The following is a 20,150-nucleotide window of genomic DNA, read 5'->3' as shown; positions in this document are numbered from 1 at the left end:
CTAGCCGAGTTCCGCGAGCACCGCCCGGATCGCCGGGCTGGTGTCCGCGCTCCGCCGCCACGCCGCGTGCACCTCCCGCTTCGGCGGGCGCCGCAACGGCAGCGCGACCAGCCCCTCCCCCAGCGGCGGCCGGGCCAGCCGCGGGATCAGCGCGAGCACCTCCCCGGTCGCCACCAGGGACAGCTGCGTCGCGAAGTCGTCCACCAGGTGCCGGACGTCCGGCTCCGCCGGCGCCCCCGCGAACAACCGCCGGAACCACTGGTGGCACACGGTTCCCGGCGGGCTGGTCACCCAAGCCTGTCCGGACAGCTCCGCGTCGAGCGGCCCGTCGACCCGCGCCAGCGGGTGACGGCGGCTCAGCACCACGTCGCCGACGTCGGTGTGCACGTGCCGGCGCACCAGGGCCAGGGGCAGCGGCGCCGGGAGGCCGTCGGCGTCGTGGACCAGGGCGAGGTCGGCCGTTCCCGCGTCGACGGCGCGCAGGGCCTGGTCGGGGTCCTGCTCGGTGATGTCCACGCGCAGCTCCGGGCAGCGCTCGGCCAAGCGCCCGAGGACCGGGGCGAGCAGCCCGCGGATGCCGGTCGAGAAGGCCGCCACGCGCAGGGTGCCGCGAGGGGCGCCGTCCGCCACCGAGCGGGCCGCTTCGGCGCAGCGCTCCAGTGCCTGGAACACCTCGGGTGCCGAGCCCGCGATCGCCTCGCCGGCCGGGGTCAGCACGACCCCGCGCCCCGCCGGCGCCAGCACCGGCACGCCCACCTGCCGTTCCAGCCGCTTGAGCTGCTGCGACACCGCCGACGCCGTGAACCCCAGCTCCTCGGCCGCCTTGGCCAGCGTCCCGAGGGCCGCCACCGCACGCAGCGCCCGCAGCGCACCGACCTCGATCATGAAGCCAGGCTACGCAGTACCGGCAAAAAAGCATCGCTGGACCGCACCAGTCGTCGCGGGCAGGGTCGGCGCCATGACGGACTTCGGCACCAACCTCGTCGCGATGGTCACCCCGATGGAGCCCGGCGGGGCGCTCAGCGAACCCGGCCTCGCCCGGCTCGTCGACCACCTGCTCGCCGGCGGGGCCGACGGCCTGGTCGTCGGCGGGACCACCGGCGAATCCCCGACGTTGAGCGCGGCCGAGTCCGCCGGGCTCGTCCGGAGCGTGGTGGCCCGGACCGGCGGCCGCGCCAGGGTGATCGCCGGCGTCGGCACCTACGACACGGCCGCGAGCGTCCGCCGCGCCCAGGAGGCCGAGGCAGCCGGCGCGGACGGGCTGCTGCTCGTCTGCCCCTACTACTCGCGGCCGACGCAGGCGGGCGTGCGCGCCCACTGCGTCGCCGTCGCCGACGCGACCGGGCTGCCGGTGATGCTCTACGACGTCCCCGCGCGGGCCGGCATCGCCATGACCCCGGAAACCCTGGTCGAACTCGCCGCGCACCCCCGCATCCGCGCGGTGAAGGACGCGAAGGGCGACCTGTTCGAGGCGATGACCGTCATGGCGCGCACGTCACTGGCCTACTACTGCGGCATCGACGAGCTGAACCTCCCGTACCTCGCGTGCGGCGCGGCGGGCCTGGTCAGCGTCGTGGCCAACGTGGTGCCGGACCGCACCGGGGAGCTCGTCCGCGCGGTGCGCGACGGCGACCTGGAGTCGGCTCGCCGCCTCCAGTACGCGCTCAACCCGCTGGTCGACGCCGTCATGCACCACGGACCGGGCACAGCGACGGCCAAGGCGGAGCTGGTCCGGCGCGGTGTCCTTCCGCACGCGACCGTACGACTCCCCTTGATCGAGGCGAACTTGCCCGATTTCGGGCAAGAATTTGGGGTTCACGACCCGCTCAGTGCATGATGGCCGACGTGCCGGACACCGAGATCGTCGAACGCGTCGCCGCGTCCACCGGGCTCCCGCCCGGGGTCGCCGCGCGGGTGGTCGACGACGTCCTCGCCTTCTACCGGACGCCCACCGAGGCCTACGTCCGGCGGCGGCACACCGAGCTGCAGGCCGAAGGGCGGAAGAACCCCGAGATCTTCCCGCTCATCGCCGCCGAGCTCCGCGGGCGCCTCGTCGCCGCGCCCGCGTTGTCCGAGCGGCAGCTGCGCCGCATCGTCTACGGCTAGAAGAGGTTCTCCCATGTGCGGAATCGTCGGCTACATCGGTGGCCAGAACGCCGCTCCCATCCTGCTCGAAGGCCTGACGCGGCTGGAGTACCGCGGCTACGACTCGGCCGGGATCGCCGTGCTCGGCGCGAAGAACGCCCAGGTCCACCGGGTCGTCGGCCGGGTGCGCAACCTCGCCGCCGCGCTGCCCAAGCGCCTCACCGGGAAGGTCGGCATCGGGCACACGCGCTGGGCGACGCACGGGCCAGCGTCCGAGGCCAACGCCCACCCGCACACCTCCGAGGACGGCCGGATCTGCGTCGTCCACAACGGGATCATCGACAACGCCGACGCCCTGCGCGCGCAGCTCGCCGACGCCGGGGTCACCCTCGCCTCCGAGACCGACACCGAGGTCCTCGCCCACCTGATCGCCCGCTCCGGCGCCGACACCCTCGAGGACGCCGTCGTCGAGGCGGTCTCGCGGATCACCGGCACGTACGCGATCGCCGTCACCGACACCGCGCACCCGGACCGGCTGGTCATCGCGCGCAACGGGTCGCCGCTGATCATCGGCGTCGGCGAGCGGGAGATGTTCGTCGCCAGCGACCTCGCCGCGCTGGTCCGGCACACCTCGCAGGTCGCGCACCTCGACGACGGCGAGTTCGCGACCGTCTTCGCCACCGGCTACCGGACCTTCACCGTCGACGAGAGCGACACCACCAAGCCCGCCACCGAGATCGACATCGCCGCCGAAGACCTCGACCTGGGCGGCTACCCGCACTACATGGCCAAGGAAATCCAGGAGCAGCCGGAATCCGTGGAGCGGATCATCCGCGGCCGGCTCGACGACCGGTTCGGCGTCGCGCGCCTGGACGGGCTCAACCTGACGCCGCGGGAGCTGCGCGGGTTCAGCCGCGTGAAGATCCTCGGGTGCGGGTCCGCCTACTACGCCGGTCAGGTCGGCGCGACGATGATCGAGGAGCTGGCGCGGATCCCGGCCGACGCCGAGGCCGCGTCGGAGTTCCGCTACCGCAACCCGATCATCGAGGCCGACACCCTCTACATCGCGGTCAGCCAGTCCGGCGAGACGATCGACACCGCCTTCGCCGTCGAAGAGATCAAGCGCAAGGGCGGCCGCGTGGTCGGCCTGGTCAACGTCGTCGGCTCGACCATCGCCCGCGCCTGCGACGGCGGCGTGTACCTGCACGCCGGCCCGGAGATCGCGGTCGCCTCGACCAAGGCGCTGACCAACATGGCGATCGGCTTCGCGCTGATCGCGCTGGCCCTCGGCCGCGTCCGCGACTTGTCCAACGCGGACGGACAGCGGATCATCGACGCGCTGCGCGCCATGCCCGGCCAGATCAAGTCCATTTTGGACGAGGGGCCGCGCATCGCCGAGCACGCGAAGGAGTTCGCCACCGCGAACAGCCTGTTCTTCGTCGGCCGCGTCCGCGGCTACCCGGTGGCGCGGGAGGGTGCGCAGAAGTTCAAGGAGATCTCCTACCGCCACGCCGAGGCGTACCAGACGTCCGAGCTCAAGCACGGCCCGCTCGCCCTGATCGACGCCGCGCTGCCGACCGTCGCGATCGTGCCCGCGGACGAGCTGACCGACCGGAACCTGGCCGCCGTGCAGCAGATCAAGGCCCGCGGCGGCGCGGTGCTGGCCGTGACGCACGAGGACGTCGACTTCGGCGAGCTCGACGTGCCGCGGATCGTGGTGCCCAAGACCGAGCCGGAGCTCGACCCGATCCTGCTCACGATCCCGTTGCAGCTGCTCGCCTACCACGCCGCGCTCAGCCTGGGCTACGACATCGACAAGCCGCGCAACCTGGCCAAGTCGGTCACCGTGGAGTGAGCCCGAGCCTGCTTGGGCATGTTCCAGCCGAGCACCCCGGTGACCCGCCCGTCGCGGCGGTACTCGGCCACGAACCGGCCCTCCGCCGGGTCACCTTCCACAATAGACACTTCGGCGTCCGCGGCGGGAGTGCCGTGCACGTGGATCCGGGCGTCGAACTGGTTCGTCCAGAAGTACGGCACCGGCGTGTAGGGGCGGTCCTCGCCGAGGACGTTCCCGGCGACCGCGACCGCCTGCTCGGTCGCGTTGGTCCGGTTTTCCAGCCGCAGCAGGACATCGAGCCGTTCGTGGTGCCAGCGGGCGACGTCGCCCGCCGCGTAGATCCCCTCGGCGGCGCAGCACCGGGAGTCGCACACCACGCCGTTGTCGCACAGCACGCCGCTGCCGGCCAGCCACTCCGTCGCCGGCGCGGCCCCGAACGCCACCACAGCGACGTCGGCGGGCAGCACCTCGCCGGTCTCGAGCCGCACCCCGGTGACCCGCCCGGCTGCCTCGGTCAGCCCGGTGACCGCGGCACCGAGCCGGAGCCGGACGCCGCGTTCGGTGTGCAGCGCCGCGAGCGCCCCGGCGACGAGCGGGCCGAACTGGTACGCCAGCGGCGCGGCCTGCGGGCCGGCCAGCGTGACCTCGACGTCGAGCCCGCACAGGGTGGCCGCGATCTCGGCGCCGAGGACGCCGTCCCCGACGACGACTACCTTCTTGCCCGGCGCGAGGTCCGCGCGCAGGGCCAGCGCGTCGTCGAGGGTGCGCAGCACGTGGACGCCCGCCAGGCCGTGCTGGCCGGGCAGCGTGCGCGGCCGCAGGCCGGTGGCCAGCACGATCGCGTCCGCGGTCAGCGCCCGCCCGCTCAGCGTGTGGACGGTCCGCTCGGCGGCGTCGAGCCGGACCGCCGGGTCGCCCAGCACGAAGTCCGCGGCCAGGCCGGACAACGCCTCCGGGTCGCGCAGCCGCGTCCGCTCGGGTTCCCAGGCGCCGGCCAGGACCTGTTTGGACAGTGGCGGCCGGTCGTAGGGCAGGTGCGCCTCGGCGCCCAGCACGGTCACCCCGCCCTCGTAACCCTTGCGGCGCAGGGCTTCCACCGTCGCGAGCCCGGCGGCGGACGCCCCGACGACGAGGACGTTCACGCGTCCTCGCTGACCGAGATCGCGACGCCGGGGCACACGCTGGCCGCTTCCCGGACGATCTTGTGGTGCTCCTCGCCGGGGCGCTCCTCGAGCAGGATCACGATCCCGTCGTCCTCGCGCTGGTCGAACACGTCCGGCGCGAGCAGCACGCAAGTCCCGGCGCCGCAGCACTTTTCTTCATCAACGGTGACCTTCACGGCCGTTCCTTTCCCTCGGGTGGTTCGTGACGGGCGCGAGCCACAGGCCGACCAGTGCGTCGGTCAGGCCCGTGGCGGCCTCGCGCCAGGTGGCTCTGGGGGTGTCGCCGCCTTCGGCCAGCGCGCGTTCGCGCTCGGCCATGGTGTGGATCAGCAGCTGCCGGGTCATGGCGTTGCGTTCGGCGTGGATGTCGGGCGGCAGCTCGGGCAGGCAGCGGGCCAGGCCCTCGACGGTCCGCGCCAGTGACGGCGACGACAGCGTTTCCGCCGCGACGACCGCCCGCAGCGACGGCTCGGTCATCACCTGCGCGGTGAACCGGGCGAACCAGCTCGGCGGGCCGGCCGCCGCCAGGTACTCCGTCGACGGGTGCACCAGGCAGCGGATCCAGTCCCGCAGCCCGGCGCGGTCGCCGAGCTCCGCCAGCATGTCCCGGCGGAGCTCCTCGACCCGCGTGGCGTGCCGCCGGGCGATGGCGCGCACCAGATCGGCGCGGGTGCCGAAGTGGTAGCCGACCGCGGTGTTGTTGCCCTGCCCGGCGGCCTCGCTGATCTGCCGGTTCGACACGGCGAGCACGCCGTGCTCGGCGTACAGCCGTTCGGCCACCGTCAGGATCAGCTCCCGCGTCGCCCGCGCCGTCACCAGCGGACGGGCAGTTCCCGCAGGCCACCGACGGCGAGCCCCTCGACCCGGCGCAGTTCGTCCGCCGGGACGGCCAGCTCGAGCGAGGGCAGCTTGCGCAGCAGCACCTCCAGGACGACCTGCAGCTCGGTGCGGGCCAGCGGCTGCCCGAGGCAGGCGTGCGCGCCGGCCCCGAAGGCGAGGTGCGGGTTCGGGCTGCGGCCCAGGTCCATCCCGGCGGCGTTGCCGAACGCGCGCTCGTCCCGGTTGGCCGCGGCCATGCTGCACATCGCGGTGGTGCCCGCGGGCAGCACGGTGCCGCCGACCTCGAAGTCTTCGTGCAGGTAGCGCGCCATCCCGACCCCGGCGTTGGCGTCCAGCCGCAGCGACTCCTCGACGGCGGTGCGCACCAGCGACGGGTCGGCGAGCAGCGCCTCCCACCGGCTCCGGTCGGCCAGCAGCATCGCCACCATCTTGGCGATCATGTTCGCGGTCGTCTCGTGCCCGGCGATGAGCAGCCCGATCCCGGTGGCGATGAGCATCGCGTCGGACCACTCTTCGGGCAGCAGCGCGCTCAGGATGTCTTCCCCGGGTTCGGCCCGCTTCCCGGCGATGAGCCCGCCCATGTACTGCCCGAATTCCAGCTGCGCGGCGTCGAACTCGGCCTGGGTGTACCGGGTCATGCTGAGCATGACGTCGGACCAGTGCGCGAACCGGTCGCGGTCGGCGTCGGGCACGCCGAGCATGTCGCAGATGACCCAGACGGGCAGCGGGAACGCGACCCCCGCCTTGAGGTCCCCGGGCGCGCCCTTGGCGACCAGGTCGTCGACGAGCTGCTCGGCCATGGCGGCCATCCCGGGCCGCAGCGCGTTCATCCGCTTGGCGGTGAACCACTTCCCGAGCGTCCGCCGCCAGGTGAGGTGCGCTTCCCCGTGCTGCGGCAGCACGGTGGCCATCTCGGAGTTGAACACCCCACCGGACTCGGTGTCGGCCACGCGCGCGGCGTTGTCGGCGGGGGTCGGACGGGTGAAGCGGGGGTCCGAGAGGACGGTCTTGACGTCGTCGTAGCGGGTGATCAGGGTCGCCTGGTCACCGCTGGCGAGCGCGACGTGGGCGATGGGGCACTTTTCGCGGAACTCGGCCCATTCGGGCGGGGGTTCGAGCGCGGTCTCGGTGTCGAACGGGAAGCGCGGCAGCGGGTCGGTGTGGGTCGGCGTCATCACGGGCTCCTCGTTGGTGAATGTCCCCTGTTCCCGAGGATGGAGAAGGTTCGACGTTAAGTCAAGCAGTTGACTTAAGATCTCTGCCCGGCGCCGCAGGAATGTCATGAAAGGGTCGTTCATGTCGTCTGGCGAGGTGAACGACCCTTTCATGACATCGCCGGATCGCCGGATCGCGCCTCAGCTCACTCGCGCTCGACCTTGCGCAGCCCGCCCGCCGGCGTCCACCACTCCACGACCAGCAACGTCGCCGTCGCGTTCAAGTGCGTGTGCACGACCTCCGCGACGTCGGCCCGGAAACTCCTGCCGCCGTCCGACGACACCGCCCGGCCCGAGATCTTCGCCTCCCCCGGCCACTCCGCCTCCGCGCCCTCGACCGGGTCGACCGTCGCGCTGTGCACCGCGAACCGCGGGTCCCGCAGCAAATCCGCGCCCTTGCGCGCGTTCGGCATCGACCCGAACGTCAGCTCCCCGTCCGCGAAGGCCGTCTCGATCCCCGAAATCCGCGGCGAACCGTCGGCCCGCAGGGTGGCGATCGTCTTGTGCTTGTGCGCGTCGAACAGCGCCTGCACGCGCTTCGCGAACTCCGGTTCCGCCGCTTCGAACTCCCGCCACGCAGTCATGCCGTCATGATGGCAGCCACCGCGCGGGTACGGCGGCGGGTTTGCGGAACACCAGCCCCGACGGCGCCACGTCCGACTCCAGCGCGATGCCGGGCAGCCGGTCGAACACCGTCTCGACGGCGATCCGCGCCTCCAGGCGCGCGAGGTCGGCCCCGAGGCAGAAGTGCGGGCCGTGCGCGAACGCCAGCTGCTTGCGCAGGTCCGGACGGCCCGGGTCGAACACGTCCGGGTTCGCGAACACCGCCGGGTCGCGGTTGGCGGCCGTGAGCGAGACCGTCACCAGGTCACCGCGCGCGATCGACGCTCCGGCGAGTGAGACGTCGCGGGTCGCGTAGCGGTCGACCACCGCCGCCGCGGGTTCCAGGCGCAGCGATTCCTCGATGGCGGCCGGGAGGCGGGCGCGGTCCGGGGGCGACGGCTCGCGCAGCAGGTGGCGCAGGAGGTTGGCGATCATGCCCTCGGTCGTCTCGATGCCGCCGAACATCAGCACCGCCGCGTTCGACACCACCTCCGGCAGCTCCAGCGCCGTCGCCGCCTCGGTCAGCAGCGAGCGCCGCCCGACCGAGCCCTCGAGGTGCGCGCGCAGCTCGCCGAACGCTTCCGCGCCACCGGAACCCGGCGGGCGGCCCGCCGAGATGTCGTCCACTGTGGACACGATCGCGTCGTACCAGGCCAGCACGCGCGCCGTGTCCGTGTCGGCCAGGCCCAGCGCCTCGGCCACCACCGCCACGGACAGCGGGCCGGCCAGCTCCCGCCGCAGCTCCGCGCGCCCGGCCGCGGCGAAGCCGTCGACGAGGCGGGCGCATTCGGCGCGGACGAACCCGGCGAACCGGTCCTCGATCTCCCGCGGCCGGAAGTGCCGGGCGAACGGCGCCCGGTGCCGGGTGTGCTCGGCCGCCTCCAGCGACAGCATCGACGGGCCGACGACCCGGGCCGTCGAGAACCGCGGGTCGTCGACGGTGAAGGTCGCCGCGTCGCGCATCACCCGCAGCGCGAGGTCGTGCCGGGTGACCAGCCAGCCGTCGAGCTCCGGCCGCCAGGACACCGGCTCGGTCGCGCGCAGCCGGGCCAGCAGCGGGTACGGGTCCGCCGTGAGCTGCCTGGTCACGCCCGCAGCCCCGCGATCAGGAGGCCGACCAGGCGGCGCGCGTCGTAGTCCGGGTTGTTGTCCTCCGCGCCGATGCACAGGTTGCCGACGCCGCGCATCAGCTCCAGCGGCCGCACGCGCGCGGTCAGCCCGGCGGCCTCGAGCAGCTCGGCGCACACCGGGACCAGGCGATCGAGGAAGTACGCGTGCAGCGCGGCGAAGCCGTCGCCCTGCATCACGCCCGCCAGCCCGTGCTTGGTCACGAGGAAGTCGACGAACAGGTCGATCCACTCCGCCAGCGCCGCGTGCGGCGACGCAGCCGATGCCAGCAGCGCGGGACCCGCGTCGGCGCAGGCCTCCACCTGGTGCCGGTAGACCGCGATGATCAGGTCCGCCCGGGTCGGGAAGTGCCGGTAGATCGTGCCCATCCCGACGCCCGCCTTCGCCGCGATGTCCCGCACCGGCGCGTCCACCCCCGACGCGACGAAGACGGCGGCCGCCGCGTCCAGCAGCGTCTTCTCGTTGCGCTGCGCGTCGGCACGCTTGGGCCTGCCCATCACACCTCCCGGGGTTGCTAACCGGAACATTGCTCCGTATCGTTAGCGGAGCAACGTTCCGCTTGTCATCATCCCACGGAGGAACCCGAAATGCAGTACCGCACCCTGGGCCGCACCGGCGTCCAGGTCAGCACCCTCGCCCTCGGCGCGATGAACTTCGGCGCGATCGGGCGGACCACCCAGGCCGAAGCCACCGCGATCGTCGACGCCGCTCTCGAAGGTGGCGTCAACCTCATCGACACCGCCGACATGTACGGCCAGGGCGAGTCGGAGGTCATGGTCGGCCAGGCGATCAAGAACCGCCGCGACGACCTCGTGCTCGCCACCAAGGCGGCCATGCCGATGGGCGAGGAGCGCAACCACCGCGGCACCTCGCGCCGCTGGATCTTCAAGGCACTCGAAGACAGCCTGCGCCGGCTCGACGTCGACCACGTCGACCTGTACCAGATGCACCGCTGGGACCCCGCCACGAGCGACGAGGAAGCGCTTTCCGCGCTGACCGACCTGCAGCGCGCGGGCAAGATCCGCTACTTCGGCTCGTCGACGTTCCCCGCGTACCGGATCGTGCAGGCCCAGTGGGCCGCGCGCGAGCACCACCTGAGCCGGTACACCACCGAGCAGCCCAGCTACTCGATCCTGCAGCGCGGCATCGAAGCCCACGTCCTGCCGGTGACGCAGGAGTACGGCCTCGGCGTGCTCGCGTGGAGCCCGCTCGCGTCGGGCTGGCTCTCCGGCGCGGTCCGCGCCGGGCAAGCGATCACGACCAACCGCGCGGCGGCCCTGCCCCAGCGCTTCGACCTCGCCGACCCCGCCAACCAGGCCCGCCTCGACGCCGTCGAAAAGCTGGCCAAGCTCGCCGACCAGGCGCAGCTTTCGCTGATTCAGCTGTCGCTCGGGTTCGTCACCGCGCACCCGGGCGTGACCAGCGCGCTCATCGGCCCGCGCACGCTCGACCACCTGAAGTCGCAGCTCGCGGCGGCCGACACCGTCCTGCCCGCCGACGTCCTCGACGAAATCGACGCCATCGTGGCGCCCGGCGTCGACCTGGCCGCGCACGAGAAGTTCGACACCCCGCCCGCCCTGCTCGACCCGTCCCTCCGGAGGCGCTGATGACCAGCTTCGGCATCATGACCCCGCCCATGAACGTGGGCTACGACGAGATCCGCCGCGTCTGGCAGGAGGCCGACGCGATCCCCGAGATCGAGCACGCCTGGCTGTTCGACCACCTCATGCCGATCGGCGGCGACCCGGACGGCCCGATCCACGAAGGCTGGACGCTGCTCTCGGCGCTGGCCGCGCAGACCGAGCGGATCCGGCTCGGCCTGCTGGTGACCAGCAACCGCTTCCGCCCGCCGGCCGTCCTGGCGAAGATCGCGACCACAGTGGACATCGTGTCCGGCGGCCGCCTCGACTTCGGCATCGGCGCCGGTTCGCGGCCCAGCCACCCGTTGGCCCGGCGGGAATACGACGGCCACGGATTGCCCTACCACTCCCAAGACGACGCCGTCGCCGCGCTGGCCGAGGCGTTGACGGTCATCCGTCGCTTGTGGACTTCCGAGGAGCCGTTCGACTTCGACGGCGAGCACGTCAAGCTGAAAGGCGCGTTCGGCAACCCGAAGCCGGTGCAACGGCCGCACCCGCCGATCGTGCTCGGCGGCCGGGCGAGCGCGACATTGCGGGTGGCCGCCGAGCACGCCGACGTGTGGAACATCCCGGGCGGTGGCGACATCGACGACCTCGTCGGCCGCAGCAGGCTCCTCGACCGCTACTGCACGGAGATCGGCCGCGACCCGGCGGAGATCACCCGCTCGATCGTCCTGCCCGTCGACTACGACAAGCCCGCCGCGACGCGGGAAAAGATCGAAGAAGCCGTCGGCGCCGGGTTCGGGCACGTCGTGCTGGGCTTGGCGAACCCGTACCCGGACGGCGTCGTGCGGTGGGTCGCCGACGAGCTGATCCGCTGAGCTTTCACGCTTCGACGCGCTCTCGCACCGCCCGCAGTTCCTCGTCGACGACCGCCATCTGCGCGTCGACCGCGGCCGCGTCGGTGCCCTCGGGGAAGAACAGGCTGAAGATCAGCTCGGCCCCGGTCAGGTTGGGCACCACGCGGGTGAACAGGCCGAGGTTCGGGGCTTCCGCGCTGACGAAGTCGACGACCCCGTGCTCCCGCGCGACCTTGACCGCGACCAGCCGCGGCCCGTCGTCGGCCGGGACGCGCCAGACGTCGTCGTGGTCGTGTTCGACGGCGGGCGCGAACCCCGGGGCCCATTCGGGCAGGTGGCGCGCGTCGGCCAGGTAGCCGAGGACGCGTTCGGGCGAAGCGGCGATGGACGTCGTGCGCGTCTCGGCACGACCTACCTGAAATGCTGTCATGTGGTAAACCGTACGCAGCTGCGTATCATTTGTCCACGCGTAAAATCCGGCCGGTGAACGAGGACGACGATCTCGGAGCCCTCTGCGCGTGGGCGGGCCGCCGCCTGGCCGAGGCCGAGCAGCCCGTGCTGGCCGAGCACGGGCTCTCGATGTGGCAGTACGTGGTCCTGTCGGCGCTGGCCCGCGGCTCGGCGCCGAGCCAGCTGGTCCTGGCCCAGCAGATCCACTACGACAAGACCCGGCTGATCGCGTTGCTGGACGGCCTGGTGGCGGAGGGCCTGGTCAGCCGCGACCCGGACCCGGCGGACCGCCGGGCCCGGGTCGTCCGCCTGACCGCACTCGGCCGCCGCCGGCACGCGGCGGCGCGGGACGCGATCCGGGCGGTGGAGGACGGGTTGCTGGCAGGCCTGGACGACAAGACGCGGCGGGCGCTGCGGTCAGCCCTCGCCCACGTGGCGAACGCGGACTGACCGCAGGCCGATCACGCCACCGAGCAAAGGGTTCCGTTGAGCGTGAACGCCGACGGCAGGATGTTCGGCCCGCCGTAGTCCGCCACGAACCCCACGTCGGTGCCCGACGTCACTGAAGCCGACGACGTCACCGTCACCGCGCTGCCCGTCTGCGTCCACGTTCCGTTCCAGCCGCTCGTCACCCGCTGCCGCGCGGTGGGCCAGGTGAACGACAGCGTCCAGTCGCCGGTCACGTCCGCCGACGTCACGTGGATGCCGCCCACGAAGCCGCTCGCCCAGTCCGTGACGTCCGTCAGCCGGACCGTGCAGCTGCTCGAAGCCGGCGCGCCCGTCGTCACCGTCACCGGCGGGGACGCCCACGACACCTGGCCCGCCGTGTCGCGGGCCAGCACGTTCACCGGGTACCGGCTGCCCGGCACCAGGTTCCGGGCGGTGAACGACGTCCCCGCCGTCTCGCCCCACAGCTGGCCGCCCGCGTACACCTCGTACTTCGCGATCGGGTGGCCGGCCGGGGTCGCCGCGGGCCAGGTGATCGTCGCCGTGCGGTCGGTCGTCGTGCCGGTCGGCTGGCCGGGCGCGCCCGGGCCGGCCGGAGGAGACACCGGGTGCAGGACCACGGTCGTCAGCGAATACGGCGGCAGCGTCTGCGCGCCGGCCGAACCCGAAGGGGCGGTGGTGATCGACGTCGCGCCGTTGGTGAACGTCGAGACCTGCGGCGTGGCCGCGGACGGCGTGTAACCCGTGTAGCCGAGCGTCACCGCGCGCGCCTGGGCGGGGTCCTTGTTGATCAGCAGCACCGCCAGATCGCCGTTCGGGCGGCGGACGGCGTGCGCGCTCACGAGCGGATCGTCCGCGCCCGCGCGGACGAACTGGTCACCGGGACGCGCGAACCCGCTGAGCACCTTCAACCCGTAGTAGGGCGCGAACGGGGTGTTCAACGGCGGCTCGCAGCCGTCGGAAAGGCAGGTGGCACTCGACAACAGGCCGGAGTCCGCGTAATCCGGGTAACCGGCCACAGTGGACAGTTTCGTGCCGCCGTTGTGCGTGTTCCACCAGTCCACTGTGAACACACCGTTCGCGAGCAACGCGCTGTAGGCGTCAGCCGCGAACAGCGCGCCGGGCTGGGTGTCCATGCCCACCGGCGTGTTCGTCTCGGTCATCGCGATGCCCAGCGGACGGCCCGCGTACCGGGTGATCTGCTCGCGCGCCAGGTAGATCATGTCGCCCACCTGCTCGGGCTTCGCCAGCGCTTCCTCGGCCGTCGAGCCGGTCGGGTACCAGTGCAGGATCACGAAGTCGACGTGCGGGCCGGCGATCGAGAGCACGGTCTGGTTCCACGTCCCGGTGTCGCCCTCGCCGACGATGCCGTCCGGCCAGTTCGCCGGAGTGGTCAGTACCGCGCCGACCTTCACCGCGGGGTCGGCGGCCTTCATCGCGTCGGCGTAGGCCACGACTTCGTTCGCGTACGTGGTCGGGCTCTTGTCGGCGTGGTCGTCGGCTTCCCAGTCGGCACCGTAGTGGCCGTTGCCGTAGTTCTCGTTGCCGATTTCCCAGTACTTGACGCCGTACCCCTTTTCGACGTTCGCGTACCGCACCCAGTCCGCCGCTTCCTGCGGCGATCCGGTGCCGTAGTTCGCGATCACGATCGGCTGGGCCCCGGTCCGGCGGACGCCGCCCATGAAGGTGTCGAAATCGGTGCCCGGCGCGACGTAGCCGCCCGGCGCGGTGTTGTCCTTCCAGTGGTAGATGTCGCCGTAGGACCCGCCGGGGTAGCGCAGCATCCGCACCCCCGCGCCGCCGAGCAGGTCGGCCACCGCGCCGGTCCCCAGCTGGCTGTCCCACACCGCGTGGTTGACGCCGATCCCGGTGTCCGGCACGGTCGCCAGTCCCGCCCGGACGTCGACGGTGACCGTCGCCCCCGGTGGTTCGGCGGCTTCGGCGGCGGGCACCGACGCGGCGAGCACGGCGAGCACCGGCCACGCTGCCCAGCGCAGACGTCTTGCTGTCATGGGGAGTCCATCCTCTCGTCGGGCACGAACGGATGGCTGGGAGCGCTCTCGGAGAGAGAACCACCGCGCGGCCCGCAAGTCAACGAAAGTCCCGGGACGACCCCGCGTGCATCGAAAGATCGACGCTTTCGAGCCGGTCGGCGACGAGCGTGACGACCCCTTCGGCCGCCTGGGCGATCCCGCGGACCAGCAGCGCGGCGCTGGTGCGGGCGACCAGCCGCTGCCGTCGCCACAGCCCCGGCGAAACGAGGACGTTCGCCATGCCCGTTTCGTCTTCGAGGTTGAGGAAGGTGATGCCGCCCGCGGTCGCCGGGCGCTGCCGGTGGGTGACCGCGCCGCCGACCCACACCCGCGTGCCGTCCCGCACGCGCGCGAGCTCGGCGGCGGTGATCGCGCCGCGCGCGTCGAGCAGTTCGCGCAGGTACTCCACCGGGTGGCTGTCCGGGGAAACGCCGGTGGCCCAGAGGTCCGCCGCGGTGAGCTCCAGCCGCGTCAGGCCCGGCAGCGCGGGCGCGTCGAGCCCCGGCGCGAGACCGGGCAGGTGCCCGGGCCGGGTGGCCGCCGCCGCGCCGGCCGCCCACAGGTCCCGCCGCCGGTCGCCGCCGAACGCGCCCGCGGTCGCGAGGGCTTCGACGGCGTTCTTCTTCAGCCGGACGCGGCGGGTGAGGTCGCCGACGCCGTCGTACGGCCCGCCGGCCTCCCGCTCGGCGACGATCGCGGCGGCCGGGTCGTCGCCGAGGTGGCGGACCCCGGCGAGGCCGAGGCGCAGTGCGACGCCGCCGGTGCTGTCCGGGTCGGGTTCGAGCGTGGCGTGGACGAGACTGGCGTTGATGTCCGGTTCGCGGACGTGGACGCCGTGCCGCCGGGCGTCGGCGACCAGCGACTGCGGGCTGTAGAAACCCATCGGCTGGGCGCGCAGCAGCCCGGCGCAGAACGCGGCCGGGTAGTAGCGCTTGACCCACGCGCTCGCGTACACCAAGAGCGCGAACGACATCGAGTGCGCTTCGGGGAAGCCGTAGCCGGAAAAGGCGTGGATCTGCTCGAAGATCCGCTCCGCCAGCTCCCGGTCGAGGCCGTTGGCTTCACACCCGGCGAAGAACCGCGCCATCAGCGCCTTCATCTTCGCGCTGGAGCGTTTGGCACCCATGGCCCGGCGCAGCTTGTCGGCTTCCGCCGGGGTGAACGAAGCGACGTCGACCGCCATCTGCATCACCTGTTCCTGGAACAGCGGAACGCCGAGCGTGCGGTCCAAACTGGACGCCAGCAGCGGGTGCGCGTGCTGCCACTCCTCCTCGCCGCGGCGGCGCCGGATGTAGGGGTGCACGGACCCGCCCTGGATCGGGCCGGGCCGGATCAGCGCGACTTCGACGACGAGGTCGTAGAACTCCCGCGGCCGCAACCGCGGCAGCGTGGCCAGCTGGGCCCGGGATTCGACCTGGAAGACGCCGATCGCGTCGGCTTCGCAGAGCATGTCGTAGACGGCGGGATCGGCCAGGTCGAGCTTGCCCAGGTCCACTGTGGACCCGTGGTGTTCGGCGATGAGGTCGATCGTGTAGTGCAGCGCGGAAAGCATGCCGAGGCCGAGCAGGTCGAACTTGACCAGCCCCACGGCGGCGCAGTCGTCCTTGTCCCACTGCAGCACGCTGCGATCGGCCATCGCCGCCCACTCGACCGGGACCACTTCGGACACCGGCTGCTTCGACAGCACCATGCCGCCGGAGTGGATGCCGAGGTGGCGCGGGAAGTCTTCGATCCGCGCGGCCAGGTCGAGGACGTCGGCCGGGATCGCGCCGTCCGTCTGCTGCTTCGTGGCGACGACCCCGCCCCAGCGATCGACGAGCTTGCTGTAGGCGTCCTGCTGCCCGGCGCTGTGCCCGAGCGCCTTGGCGGCGTCGCGGATCGCCGAGGGCGCCCGGTAGGTGATGACGTTGGCGACCTGCGCGGCGTGGAACCGGCCGTGCTTGGCGTAGACGTACTGGATGGCTTCCTCGCGCCGGTCGGACTCGATGTCGATGTCGATGTCCGGCGGCCCGTCGCGTTCCGGGGCGAGGAACCGCTCGAACAGCAGGTTCCACTTGACCGGGTCGGCGTTGCAGATGCCGAGCGCGTAGCAGACGGCGGAGTTGGCGGCGGAGCCGCGGCCCTGGCAGAGGATGTCCGCTTCCTTGCAGAACCGGACGATGTCCCAGACGACGAGGAAGTAGCCGGGGAAGCCGAGCTCCTCGATGACGGCGAGTTCGTGGTCGAGCTGGGCGTAGGCCTTCGGGTTCGCCTCGCGCGTGCCGTAGCGGTCCGCCGCGCCCGCGCGGGTCAGCTCGCACAGGTAGGACATCTCGTCGTGCCCGGGCGGCACCGGGAACGGCGGCAGGTCGGGGGCGACCAGCCGCAGGTCGAACGCCACTTCGACGCCGAGCACGGCGGCCCGCCCGACGGCGCCGGGGTAGCGGCGCTCGAACCGGCGCCGCTGCTCCATCCCCGACCGCAGGAACGCCTGCCCCGACGGCGGCCGCCACCCCTCGAGGTCCTCGGCCGACCGGCGCGCCCGGACCGCGGCGACCATGTCCGCGACGACGGCGTCTTCGGGCCGGGCGTAGTGCACGTTGTTGGACACGACGGTCGGCAGCCGCAGCTCGCGCGCCATCCCGTCGAGCAGGTCGTTGGCGGCGTCGTCGAGCGGCAGCCGGTGATCGATCAGCTCGACGGCGACGTGCTGCCGCCCGAACCGGTCGACCAGCCGCCCCAGCTCGGCGCGCGCGGCGGCGGGCCCGCGTTCCGCGAGCGCGCGGCGGACCGCGCCCTTCCGGCAGCCGGTGAGCACGATGACGTGCCCGGCCAGTTCGTCGGCCAGCTCGTCGAGGTCGTAGACGGGCCGCCCCTTGGCCCCGCCGGCGAGCTGGGCGCGTGAGATGACGCGGCACAGCCGGTGGTACCCGTCCTGCTGCCGGGCGATCACCAGCAGGTGCGACCCCTTCGGGTCCGGCTCCCCGGCCTGCGGCGCGGGCAGGTCGAGCGAGAGCTCGGCCCCGAACCCGACGCGCACCCCGAGCTCCCGGGCGGCGTCGTTGAAGCGGACGGCACCGTACACGCCGTCGTGGTCGGTGAGCACGAGCGCGTCCAGCTCCAGCCGCGCGGCCTCCTCGACGAGGGTTTCGGGGTGGGAGGCACCGTCGAGGAAGCTGCAGTTGGAGTGGACGTGCAGCTCGGCGTAGGGCGCCCGGATCCGGTCCCCGCCGTCGTCCCGCCGCCGCGGCACCCGCAGATCGGCGGGCGCCCCGCCGTACCCTTCGCGCTTGCGCGACCACGCGGGGGCATCGTTGCCGTCCCCGGGCACGGGCGGCCGCCCGGAGGCGATCCGCTCCACTTCGGACCACGGCACGCCGGGGTTGTTGAACGCCAAAGCCAGCTCCCGCAAGGAAAGTTCACTGAGGGGAAGCCAGCGAATACCGTTCGAACACGAGTTCGACCACTGGGATCGATCCTGAGCCGAGCGGCGCGAGGTGTCAACTGTGGACGGCGTGGATCACACTAGTCGTAGCAGCCCTCGACCGTCCATTGTGGATCGTCACCGATGGTGACCCTGAGCAACAGGGCGACGTCGCCGTCGTCGGTTTCCAGGATCACCTGGACGCGGGCGAGGCGGGCGCCGCGGTGGTGGACGATCCAGGGGCCCGCCGCGCCGAGGACGCGGCGGGGCGGGCCGTCGTCGACCGAGACCGTCGTGGGCGGGTGGCTGAGTTCGCCGCGGGCGGTGCAGCGGACCTCGGTGCCGGTCGCGTCGACGACCGCCGCCGGGACCGGGCGCGGGGACACCACCGCCGGGGAGGGGGCGGGGAGCCGGCCCGGCCACGGCTGGCCTGCCGTGGCCGGGGTGCGGGGTTCGCCCCACGGGACGAGCCGGACGCGCTCGGCCGGGCCGCGGCCGCCGTCGAGGAGCGGGGTGACGACCGCGTCCGGGCCGAGCAGGCCCTGGATGCGGACCAGGGCGCGGCCGGCGCGCTCGGCGGCGTCGGCGTCGCGGCCCAGCGAGCCGAACTGCAGCTGCAGCGCCTGCCCGCCGACGACTTCTTCGGGGTCCAGGCGCAGCCGGACGATGCCGGCGGTGGGCCGGTCGCGGGCGTTGAGCCAGCCTTCGCACTGCCAGCGCACGCGGTCGGCCGTCGCGCGGGCGGTCAGTGGTTCGGCGCAGCGCCAGACGCGGACGCGTTCCTCTCCGGCTTCGGTGACGGCGACGACGGCCAGCCGGGTGCAGGCGAGGCCGTGGCGGGCGAGCCCGGCGAAGAAGCGTTCGCCGAGCGTCTTCGCGACGAACGCGGCTTCGTCGATCCGGGCGAGCGGGTGCTCGAAGGTTTCGGTGACCGACAGGTCCGGCGGCAGCGCGCGGCGCAGGGGCGGGCGTTCGGAAAGCCCGCGGGCGAGCCGGTGGGCGGTGATGGCGTCCTTCGGGAACCGGCCCGCGACGTCCCGTTCGGCCAGCGCGGCGAACGCACCGAGGGTCCGCAGCCCAAGCCGCCGCAGCAGGGCGACCAGCTCCCCGCGGTCGTCACCCGGCTGGTCCAGTTCACCGATCGCGAGCGGCGCGAGGAACTCGGCGGCGTCCCCGCGCGGCACGAGCGCCGACCGGCGGGCGGCGAGGGTCGCGGCGAAGAGCCCGTCGGCGATCCCGACCTGGCACTCGACCCCGGCCCGCGCGGCGACTTCGTCGATGAGCAGCTCGGCGAGCGCGGCCTCCCCGCCGAAGTACCCGGCGGCACCGGTGACGGGCACGGCCACGAGCCCGGGCCGCACGACCTCGACCCCGACGGCCTGGCTTTCGACAGCGGCGGCGACGGGTTCGAAGAGCCGCGCGTCGCGGTCCGGGTCGTGCTGGTGCACGACGAGCCCGGGACAACGGGACTGGGCATCCCGCCGCCGCATCCCCCGCCCGACCCCGTTGGCGCGCGCGGCCGCGGAGCAGGCGACGACCCGGTTGGCGGAGAAGACGGCGGCAGGGGCGGCGGGCGGGGTACCGGCCGCGGCTCCGGCGGCGACGACGGGCCAGTCGGGGCACCAGAGCACCAGCAGCCGCGGTGCATCGGTCATCGCGGACCTTCGGCGGCGGGTTGGCTTGGCCTGGTCGGCCGGACCACCCAGCCACCGCAGCCGACCGGCCACACCCGCACAAAACCCCGCGCCGAATCACCAGGGCACGAAAACGCCCGCCACCACAAGGGCACTCACCCCACGCGCGCGGGCAGAACCGGCACCTCGGCCACCGCCGTCCCCAGCGCTCCGCCGACGCCAGGCAACCGCAGCGGTGCCGAGCGAGGACGAGCCGCCGCGCCACGCCCCCTGCTCGTCGCCAGTACTTCGCGGTACCTCAAATGACCATGACCGTCCTCGCCCAACCCGTGCCAGCGGCGGCCCGACACGCTCAGCTCCAGGTCCGCGTCCGGCCACGACCCGGCCGCCAGCAGGACCGAGCCGCGGTTGCGGACGCGGCCGGCCAGGCGCCGGGCCAGCTGGGGGCGGACGCTGCCCGCCAGCGAACGGCCGAGGACCACCAGGTCGAACCCGTCCACCAGCGCCGACACGACGGCCACCGACTCCGCGCCCGGGTTCGGGACCAAGGCGACGCGCTCCAGGTCGACGCCGAGTTCCGCGGCCGCGGCCAGGCCCAGCTCCGGCAGGCCGGTGACCGCCGCCCACGAGCCGTCGCGGGTGGCTGCCGCCAGGAGGGCCAGTACCAGGGAGGTCGCGCCGCGGACCGACACCGTGGTGCCGCGGCGCAGGCCGCCGCCGGGCAGGAGCTGGGCCAGCGCGGGCAGCACCGCCAGCTGCCCGGCCGGGTCCGGCTCGCCCAGCTGCGCCGCCGTGCGCACCCCGGGGATCCCCGCCAGCGCCTCCGGCACCGCCACGCCACCACCTCCAGCACCACGTACTCGCACCGGAGAC

General features: G+C 73.2%; 19 protein-coding genes. 6 read left to right on the top strand and 13 right to left on the bottom strand.

The genetic code is table 11. From position 1 onward, the window contains the following. The gene (locus tag EIY87_RS30795; RefSeq protein ID WP_125313311.1) at positions 1 to 885 is read right to left on the bottom strand and encodes a LysR family transcriptional regulator; all 885 of its coding nucleotides are present in this window, start codon (positions 883 to 885) and stop codon (positions 1 to 3) included. A 73-nt stretch (positions 886 to 958) separates the two neighbouring features. Here EIY87_RS30795 and dapA point away from each other — a divergent pair, with 73 nt between their 5' ends. From dapA to glmS, 3 genes are read left to right on the top strand one after another with little or no spacing between them, the layout of a single operon-like run. Further along, complete coding sequence (gene dapA / locus EIY87_RS30790) at positions 959 to 1,837, top strand: 4-hydroxy-tetrahydrodipicolinate synthase (protein WP_125313310.1); 879 nt, start codon at positions 959 to 961, stop codon at positions 1,835 to 1,837. Next, positions 1,834 to 2,106: a hypothetical protein gene (locus EIY87_RS30785; RefSeq protein ID WP_086864105.1), complete on the top strand. Its 273-nt coding sequence runs from the start codon at positions 1,834 to 1,836 to the stop codon at positions 2,104 to 2,106. Before dapA ends, EIY87_RS30785 begins: the two co-directional genes overlap by 4 nt. A 13-nt stretch (positions 2,107 to 2,119) precedes the next feature. Then, positions 2,120 to 3,940, top strand: coding sequence for a glutamine--fructose-6-phosphate transaminase (isomerizing) (gene glmS, locus EIY87_RS30780; protein ID WP_125313309.1), 1,821 nt, complete (start codon positions 2,120 to 2,122; stop codon positions 3,938 to 3,940). On the opposite strand, the gene EIY87_RS30775 is transcribed toward glmS, so the two are convergent. The 7 genes from EIY87_RS30775 to EIY87_RS30745 all read right to left on the bottom strand — a co-directional run bounded on the left by EIY87_RS30775 (position 3,889) and on the right by EIY87_RS30745 (position 9,367). Then, positions 3,889 to 5,064 carry an NAD(P)/FAD-dependent oxidoreductase gene (locus EIY87_RS30775; protein WP_125313308.1) on the bottom strand — a complete coding sequence of 392 codons (1,176 nt, stop codon included), beginning with the start codon at positions 5,062 to 5,064 and terminating at the stop codon, positions 3,889 to 3,891. The two genes, glmS and EIY87_RS30775, sit on opposite strands and share 52 nt — an antisense overlap. Further along, a complete protein-coding gene (locus EIY87_RS30770; RefSeq protein WP_125313307.1) occupies positions 5,061 to 5,261 on the bottom strand; it encodes a ferredoxin in 201 nt (66 codons plus the stop codon). The genes EIY87_RS30775 and EIY87_RS30770 overlap by 4 nt, the downstream gene beginning before the upstream one ends. After that, a complete protein-coding gene (locus EIY87_RS30765; protein WP_125313306.1) occupies positions 5,245 to 5,901 on the bottom strand; it encodes a TetR/AcrR family transcriptional regulator in 657 nt (218 codons plus the stop codon). Before EIY87_RS30765 ends, EIY87_RS30770 begins: the two co-directional genes overlap by 17 nt. Next, complete coding sequence (locus EIY87_RS30760; protein WP_191984313.1) at positions 5,898 to 7,100, bottom strand: cytochrome P450; 1,203 nt, start codon at positions 7,098 to 7,100, stop codon at positions 5,898 to 5,900. The genes EIY87_RS30765 and EIY87_RS30760 overlap by 4 nt, the downstream gene beginning before the upstream one ends. 185 nt (positions 7,101 to 7,285) lie before the next feature. Then, complete coding sequence (locus EIY87_RS30755; protein ID WP_125313304.1) at positions 7,286 to 7,723, bottom strand: pyridoxamine 5'-phosphate oxidase family protein; 438 nt, start codon at positions 7,721 to 7,723, stop codon at positions 7,286 to 7,288. A 4-nt stretch (positions 7,724 to 7,727) separates the two neighbouring features. After that, complete coding sequence (locus EIY87_RS30750; RefSeq protein ID WP_191984312.1) at positions 7,728 to 8,831, bottom strand: cytochrome P450; 1,104 nt, start codon at positions 8,829 to 8,831, stop codon at positions 7,728 to 7,730. Continuing rightward, entirely contained in the window at positions 8,828 to 9,367 is a 540-nt protein-coding gene (locus EIY87_RS30745; RefSeq protein WP_125313302.1) for a TetR/AcrR family transcriptional regulator, read from the bottom strand. The genes EIY87_RS30750 and EIY87_RS30745 overlap by 4 nt, the downstream gene beginning before the upstream one ends. 90 nt (positions 9,368 to 9,457) lie before the next feature. Here EIY87_RS30745 and EIY87_RS30740 point away from each other — a divergent pair, with 90 nt between their 5' ends. Together EIY87_RS30740 and EIY87_RS30735 are read left to right on the top strand one after the other, a co-directional pair. After that, on the top strand, positions 9,458 to 10,477 hold the full coding sequence (locus tag EIY87_RS30740) for an aldo/keto reductase (RefSeq protein WP_125313301.1): 1,020 nt from the start codon (positions 9,458 to 9,460) through the stop codon (positions 10,475 to 10,477). Continuing rightward, positions 10,477 to 11,331, top strand: a complete 855-nt coding sequence (locus EIY87_RS30735) for an LLM class flavin-dependent oxidoreductase (RefSeq protein WP_125313300.1) — start codon at positions 10,477 to 10,479, stop codon at positions 11,329 to 11,331. The genes EIY87_RS30740 and EIY87_RS30735 overlap by 1 nt, the downstream gene beginning before the upstream one ends. A 4-nt stretch (positions 11,332 to 11,335) precedes the next feature. Here the strand turns inward: EIY87_RS30735 and EIY87_RS30730 are convergent, their stop codons facing one another. Beyond that, entirely contained in the window at positions 11,336 to 11,740 is a 405-nt protein-coding gene (locus tag EIY87_RS30730; protein WP_125313299.1) for an SRPBCC family protein, read from the bottom strand. 53 nt (positions 11,741 to 11,793) lie between these two features. Between EIY87_RS30730 and EIY87_RS30725 the strand changes: the two genes are divergently transcribed. Further along, positions 11,794 to 12,210, top strand: a complete 417-nt coding sequence (locus tag EIY87_RS30725; RefSeq protein WP_125313298.1) for a MarR family winged helix-turn-helix transcriptional regulator — start codon at positions 11,794 to 11,796, stop codon at positions 12,208 to 12,210. 11 nt (positions 12,211 to 12,221) lie between these two features. Here the strand turns inward: EIY87_RS30725 and EIY87_RS30720 are convergent, their stop codons facing one another. From EIY87_RS30720 to EIY87_RS30705, 4 genes are all read right to left on the bottom strand, one after another. Further along, positions 12,222 to 14,219: a cellulose binding domain-containing protein gene (locus EIY87_RS30720; protein ID WP_191984311.1), complete on the bottom strand. Its 1,998-nt coding sequence runs from the start codon at positions 14,217 to 14,219 to the stop codon at positions 12,222 to 12,224. Between the two features lie 79 nt (positions 14,220 to 14,298). Continuing rightward, complete coding sequence (locus tag EIY87_RS30715) at positions 14,299 to 17,616, bottom strand: error-prone DNA polymerase (RefSeq protein ID WP_125313624.1); 3,318 nt, start codon at positions 17,614 to 17,616, stop codon at positions 14,299 to 14,301. Positions 17,617 to 17,744: 128 nt separating this feature from the next. Next, on the bottom strand, positions 17,745 to 19,298 hold the full coding sequence (locus EIY87_RS30710) for a DNA polymerase Y family protein (protein WP_191984310.1): 1,554 nt from the start codon (positions 19,296 to 19,298) through the stop codon (positions 17,745 to 17,747). A gap of 134 nt (positions 19,299 to 19,432) precedes the next feature. Then, a complete protein-coding gene (locus EIY87_RS30705) occupies positions 19,433 to 20,113 on the bottom strand; it encodes a hypothetical protein (RefSeq protein ID WP_125313297.1) in 681 nt (226 codons plus the stop codon). Between the last annotated feature and the right edge of the window lie 37 nt (positions 20,114 to 20,150).

This window comes from Amycolatopsis eburnea (assembly GCF_003937945.1).
Taxonomy (GTDB): Bacteria; Actinomycetota; Actinomycetes; order Mycobacteriales; family Pseudonocardiaceae; genus Amycolatopsis; species Amycolatopsis eburnea.
This window is presented reverse-complemented; position numbering and strand designations above follow the sequence as displayed.